This is a genomic window from Stenotrophomonas maltophilia, assembly GCF_001676385.1.
Taxonomy (GTDB): Bacteria; Pseudomonadota; Gammaproteobacteria; order Xanthomonadales; family Xanthomonadaceae; genus Stenotrophomonas; species Stenotrophomonas maltophilia_J.
This window is the reverse complement of sequence record NZ_LYVJ01000015.1, coordinates 84,951-91,427: the sequence shown is the minus strand read 5'-3', so window position 1 is coordinate 91,427 and position 6,477 is coordinate 84,951. Positions and strand designations below refer to the sequence as shown.

Below are 6,477 nucleotides of genomic sequence, written 5' to 3'. Positions count from 1 at the left end.
GTACGTAGCGGGTCAGCGGCAACAAATGGGCCATCTGCGCCAGCACCGTCGCATCGAGCCGATCGGTCTTGGCGGCACGGCCCGTGCCTTGGGCAAATCGCCGTGCACGCGCTGGATTGATCCGTACCATCGGCAGGCCGGCGGCGTGCAATACATCCAGAGCAGCCCGCTCGTAACCCCCGCTTGCCTCAAGAACGACCTGCTTGATCGGCCACTTCTTCAACCACCGAATCAAGCGCACAAAGCCGCGCTTGTCGTTGCTGAATTGGCGAAACTGCTCTCCATGGACGGCCACATCCAGCGTGGCTTTGCTCACATCGATCCCAATCCCAAACATGGCAGAACTCCGCTAGGCTGACAGGGTCGAGAGCTCCCCCCCGCTTGCCCAGTCTTATCAGTTCGAGCGCCAACTCAACCAACTGTTCGGGCGGTTCAGGGAGAATCCGGCGTGGGGACCCAAGCTACTTCTCGGTCGCAAGACCTGGATCCACACGGTCGCCCACGCCGGGCTCTCGGCACCCAAGGTGCCAGATCGGCAAGAGATAAGATCCACGCCATGCGTGGATGGCCCGCTGCCTCAGCCCTTGTAGCCGTTGCTGATCGGGTAGCGGCGCTCGCGACCGAACGCGCGCCGCGAAACCTTCGGGCCCGGCGCGGCCTGGTGCCGCTTCCACTCGCTGATGCGGACCAGGCGCAGCACGCGATCAACCACGGCCGCGTCGTAACCGGCGGCGACGATGTCCGTACGCGATTGCTCCTGGTCGATGTACCGGTACAGGATGCCGTCCAGCACGTCATAGGCCGGCAGCGAATCCTGGTCCAGCTGGTTCTCGCGCAGCTCGGCCGATGGCGGGCGACTGATCACCGCCGGCGGAATCACCGGCGCTCCGCCCACCGTGTTGCGCCATTTCGACAGGCCGAATACCTCGGTCTTGTACAGGTCCTTCAGCGGCGCGTAGCCACCGCACATATCGCCGTAGATGGTGGCGTAGCCCACCGCGTACTCGCTCTTGTTGCCGGTGGTCAGCAGCAGGCCACCGAACTTGTTGGCAAGCGCCATCAGGATCACGCCGCGGCTGCGCGACTGCAGGTTTTCCTCGGTCACGTCCGCGGAGGTGCCTTCGAACATCGGCGCCAGCGATTCCATCAGGCCCTTGAATGCGGGCTCGATCGACACCGCTTCCAGCTTCACGCCCAGCGCCTGGCACTGCTCGGCAGCAAGGTCGTTGGACAGGCCTGCGGTGTAGCGCGACGGCAGGCGCACGGCAGTGACGTTCTCGGCGCCCATCGCGTCCACCGCCAGGGCCAGCACCAGGGCCGAGTCGATGCCGCCGGACAGGCCCAGCCACACCTTGCTGAAGCCGTTCTTGCGGCAGTAGTCCTGGATGCCGCGGGTTACTGCACGCCAGGCCAGCGCGTCCATGCTCTCGTCGCCATCATCCATCCACACATGCGGCATGAAGCGGCGGGTTCGACCGTCGTACTCCACCACCAGCCACTGGTCGACGAACGCAGCGGCGGCCGGGTGCACCGTGCCGTCACCGTCGGCCACGACCGACGCACCATCAAATACCAAGGCGTCCTGGCCACCGACCACATTGAGATAGGCAATCGCCGCTCCGCTCTCGCGGGTGCGCGCGGCAAGCACTGCGTCGCGCTGGGCGTGCTTGCCACGCTCGAAGGGTGAAGCATTGGGCACCACCACCAGCTGCGCACCTGCACGCACGGTGTCGGCCATGGGCTCGGCGAACCACAGGTCCTCGCAGATCAGAAGGCCGACCGGAATGCCATTGACCTCGAACACGCAGCTGCTGCCGTCCGGATCGACGTCGAAGTAGCGGCGTTCGTCGAACACCGCATAGTTGGGAAGCTCACGCTTGCGGTAGGTCTGCTCTACTACGCCGTCACGCAGCACGCTGGCGGCGTTGTAGACCACCGCACCGGCGGCCTGCGGCCAACCGACCACGGCGGTGATGCCACGGCAGGCGCCGGCGATGCGGCTCATCGCCTGCTCGCACTCGTACAGGAAGCCCGGGCGCAGCAGCAGATCCTCAGGCGGGTAACCGCTCACCGCCAGCTCAGGAAACATCACCAGCTCGGCGCCATGCTCGTCGCGCGCCTGGCCGATCATCTCAATGATGCGCTCGGTGTTGCCGGCGACATCGCCGACCGGGAAATCGAACTGCGCCATCGCGATGCGGATCGAAGCCATGGGAACTCAGCCTGTGGTTGCAATGCCGCCATTGTAACGCCGGGGTCAGATCCCTTTTGCGCAGCCAAAGGGATCTGACCCCACACCAGACGCAGAAAGGCCGCCCGGAGGCGGCCTTTCTGTTTCAGGCAACCGGCAGCGGCCGGCTCTGCAGAATCGTCTGCCGGGGGCAGTCGATCTTATTTCACCAGCTTGGCGATGGCAGCGCCGAGGTCGCCCGGCGAACGGACGGTGACGACGCCAGCGGCTTCCATCGCGGCGAACTTGCCTTCCGCGGTGCCCTTGCCGCCCGAGGCGATCGCGCCCGCGTGGCCCATGCGCTTGCCGGCCGGAGCCGACGCACCGGCGATGAAACCGACGACCGGCTTCTTCACGTGGTTCTTGATGTACTCGGCACCGGCTTCCTCGGCGTCGCCACCGATTTCGCCGACCATGATGATGCCTTCGGTCTGCGGGTCTTCGTTGAACAGCTTCAGGCAGTCGACGAAGTTCAGGCCGTTGATCGGGTCACCACCGATGCCGATGCAGGTGGACTGGCCGAGGCCGACCTCGGTGGTCTGCTTGACCGCTTCATAGGTCAGGGTGCCCGAGCGCGACACGATGCCGATCTTGCCCGGCTTGTGGATGTGGCCCGGCATGATGCCGATCTTGCACTCACCCGGGGTGATGACACCCGGGCAGTTCGGACCGATCAGGACGGTGTCCGGGTAGGTACGGGTCAGCACGTTCTTCACCCGCAGCATGTCCAGCACCGGAATGCCCTCGGTGATGCAGACGATGACCTTGATGCCGGCCGCAGCCGCTTCCAGGATCGCATCGGCCGCGAACGGCGGCGGCACGTAGATGACCGAAGCGTCGGCGCCGGTGCTCTGCACGGCATCGGCGACGGTGTTGAAGACCGGCAGGTCGATGTGGGTGGTGCCACCCTTGCCCGGGGTCACGCCGCCAACCACCTGGGTGCCGTACTCGATCATCTGGGTGGCGTGGAAGGTACCCTGCTGGCCGGTGAAGCCCTGCACGATCACCTTGGTGTTCTTGTTAATCAAAACAGACATGGGAATTTCCTTCGGTGTCGTGGATCAGGCGGCGTTCTTGACCGCTTCAACGACCTTCTTGGCGCCGTCGTTGATGTTGTCAGCCGGGATGATGGCCATGCCGCTGTCGCGCAGCAGCTGCTTGCCTTCTTCCACGTTGGTGCCTTCCAGGCGCACCACGACCGGAACCTTGACGCCCACTTCCTTCACGGCGGCGATGATGCCCTCGGCAATCATGTCGCAGCGGACGATGCCGCCGAAGATGTTGACGAAGATGCCCTCGACCTTGTCCGAGGACAGGATCAGCTTGAACGCTTCGATGACGCGCTGCTTGTTCGCACCGCCGCCCACGTCCAGGAAGTTCGCCGGCTCGCCGCCGTTGAGCTTGATGACGTCCATGGTGGCCATGGCCAGGCCGGCACCGTTCACCATGCAGCCGATGTTGCCATCCATGGTGACGTAGTTGATGTCCAGCTCCGAAGCGGTCACTTCGGTTTCATCTTCCTGGGACTTGTCGCGCATCGCGACCAGTTCCTTGTGGCGGAAGTTGGCGTTGTCGTCGCTGTTGAACTTGCCGTCCAGCGCGTACAGGTTGCCGTCGTCCAGGATCGCCAGCGGGTTGATTTCAACCAGCGCCAGGTCCTTTTCGTTGAAGATGCGGTACAGGTTCACCATGATGTTGGCGAACTGGCCGGCCTGCTTGGCGGTCAGGCCCATCTTGAAGCCGATGTCACGGCCATGGTAACCCTGCACGCCCTCGACGAAGTCCACGTTCAGGGTGTGGATCTTGTCCGGAGTCTCGGCAGCGACCTGCTCGATTTCCATGCCGCCTTCCGAAGAGGCGATGAAGCTGATGGTGCGGGTGCCGCGATCCACCAGGACCGACAGGTACAGCTCCTTGACGATCTCACCGGCGGTGGTCACCAGCACCAGGTTGATCGGCAGCTCGACGCCGGCGGTCTGGTAGGTGGCCATCTTGGTGCCGAGCATCTTGGCTGCTGCGGCCTTCACGTCGTCGACGGTCTTGCAGAACTTGACGCCGCCAGCCTTGCCGCGGCCGCCAGCGTGGATCTGCGCCTTGACCATCCAGGGGCCCTGGCCCAGCGACTGGGCGACTTCAACCGCCTCGTCCGGGGTCGCCGCGACCTTGCCGGCCGGGACCGGGATGCCGTATTCGGCAAGCAGTTGTTTTGCCTGGTATTCGTGGAAATTCATGCGTCACCGTGGGAATAGGAACGACCGCACGCAATTCCTCAGGGCCCCCTGCAAGGGACACCGGCACGGACCGCGGCGGGCCCACTATTGTGGCCGAGCCGGCGCCGGGGCGCAAAGAAGTCTGTACAAAACGCCTGAGCCGGCCAGATTTCCGCCGTCATTCAGGCAGTTGCGCCGGCGGCGGCAGGCGCAGGCCGGTTCCCGCAGCGGGCCGAATGCGCAAGCCACGCCCCGCCGGCGGCATCCCGCCGGGGGCTCTATACTGGGTATCCACATGCGTGGCGCCGACCGGCTTCAGGGGACGCCGGCGGGGCCGGCACAGCGTCCAGATCCAGGCAGCCAGAAGGGGAGTTCCGGCGTGTCACCCAGTGCTTCATTGATCGACCGCATCGAATCGATCCCGCGGCGTGAACTGTATTTCTTCGCCCTGTACCGGGTGCTGATCGCGGCGGTCATCGCCGCCCTGCTGTACAGCCCGCTGTCGGCGATGGTAGGTGAGGCGCACCATCCGCGCCTGGCCGATGTCGTCGCGGCCATCTATCTGGTGTTGTCGCTGCTGGCCCTGGCAATCGGGCGCAACGAACGCTGGCTGCGCCCGATCGTGGTCTCCGGCGTGCTGGTGGACATTGTCGCCGCCATCCTGCTGGCTCACGCCCTGCCCGGTGCCAGCGCCGGCATTTCGATGTCGCTGCTGTTCAATATCGCTGCCGCTGCCACCCTGCTGCCGCTCAGCTGGGGCCTGGGCCTGGCGCTGGCCGCCAGCCTTGCCACGGCCGGTGAGTATCTGTGGAAGCTGCTGGAGGGAGGGGACCCGACCCGCACCCTGGCCGAACTTGCGATGTTCGCCACCAGCTACCTGGCCCTGGCCTTCATCAGCTACCAGGTGGGCAGCCGTGCGCGCCGCAATCAGCAGCTGGCCAACCAGCGCGGCGACGAAGTGGCCAACCTGTTCCAGATCAACGAACTGATCATCCGCCGCATGCGCACCGGCGTGCTGGTGGTCGACGCCGACAACCGCATCACCCTGGCCAACGAGGCGGCCGCGATGCTGCTCGGCGACAGTGACGGCAGCGGCGAAAGCGGGCGCCTGGACCTGGCCAGCGCTGCGCCGGAACTGGCGCGTCGCCTGCAGCGCTGGCGCAATGGCTGGGCGCAGGACGAACTGCCGCTGCAACTCAACCCCGACCAACCCGAAGTCCAGCCACGCTTCGCCCGCCTGCTGGCCGGCAGCGAGCTGGCCCTGGTGTTCCTGGATGACTCCAGCGTGGTCTCGCGCCGCGCCGAATCGCTCACCCTGTCGGCGATGGGGCGGTTCTCGGCCAGCCTCGCCCACGAGATCCGCAACCCGCTGGCAGCGATCAACTACGCCGTGCAGCTGCTGGAAGAAGGCACCAGCTTCAACGAAAGCGACCGCCGCCTGCTGCAGATCATCCGCCAGCAGTGCCAGCGCACCAACGGCATCGTCGAAAGCGTGCTGGGCCTGGCCCGGCGCGAGCGCGCAACCCCGGAGAACGTCGATCTGGCTGCCTTCGTGCGCCGCTTCGTGCTGGAGTACAAGCAGGGCCAGACGCTGGAAACCGACAGCATCGAGCCGATCATCAGCGACAGCTCGGTGCCGGCGCAGGTGGACACCAAGCACCTCTACCAGGTGCTGACCGTGCTGGTGCACAACGCGCTCAAGTACGGCCGCATCGGCCAGCAGCCGGCGCGGGTGAGGCTGCGCGTGGCCCAGCACGAGCGGAGCGCGGTGATCGACGTGATGGACCGCGGCCCCGGCATACCCGAAGCGGTGGCCGCGCAGTTGTTCCGGCCGTTCTTCACCACCTCCGAGCACGGGACCGGCCTGGGCCTGTATATCGCCCGCGAACTGTGCAAGGCCAACCAGGCCCGGCTTGACTACATTCCGGTACCGGCCGGTGGCTCCTGCTTCCGCCTGGTCCTGCCCGGTCCACACACATTGCTGCCCACCTGAATCCCGTTTTGTGCGTCAAGCATTTGTCGCTTTCCGCCCCCTCG

Annotated in this window: 5 protein-coding genes; 1 reads left to right on the top strand and 4 read right to left on the bottom strand. The window is 65.6% G+C overall.

Going from position 1 to position 6,477, the window contains the following annotated elements; genetic code table 11:
• The 4 genes from A9K58_RS17655 to sucC all read right to left on the bottom strand — a co-directional run.
• On the bottom strand, positions 1-337 hold a 337-nt coding region (locus A9K58_RS17655; RefSeq protein WP_155760539.1), incomplete at its 3' end, for an IS110 family transposase.
• Positions 338-577: 240 nt separating this feature from the next.
• Positions 578-2,212 carry an NAD+ synthase gene (locus tag A9K58_RS17650; RefSeq protein WP_065200578.1) on the bottom strand — a complete coding sequence of 545 codons (1,635 nt, stop codon included), beginning with the start codon at positions 2,210-2,212 and terminating at the stop codon, positions 578-580.
• A 179-nt stretch (positions 2,213-2,391) separates the two neighbouring features.
• A complete protein-coding gene (gene sucD, locus A9K58_RS17645) occupies positions 2,392-3,267 on the bottom strand; it encodes a succinate--CoA ligase subunit alpha (protein WP_065200577.1) in 876 nt (291 codons plus the stop codon).
• A gap of 24 nt (positions 3,268-3,291) precedes the next feature.
• Positions 3,292-4,461 (bottom strand): ADP-forming succinate--CoA ligase subunit beta, encoded by a 1,170-nt coding sequence (gene sucC, locus A9K58_RS17640; RefSeq protein WP_065200576.1) that lies wholly within the window; start codon positions 4,459-4,461, stop codon positions 3,292-3,294.
• Between the two features lie 358 nt (positions 4,462-4,819).
• Between sucC and A9K58_RS17635 the strand changes: the two genes are divergently transcribed.
• Positions 4,820-6,433, top strand: coding sequence for a sensor histidine kinase (locus A9K58_RS17635; RefSeq protein ID WP_065200575.1), 1,614 nt, complete (start codon positions 4,820-4,822; stop codon positions 6,431-6,433).
• The last annotated feature ends 44 nt before the right edge of the window (positions 6,434-6,477 follow it).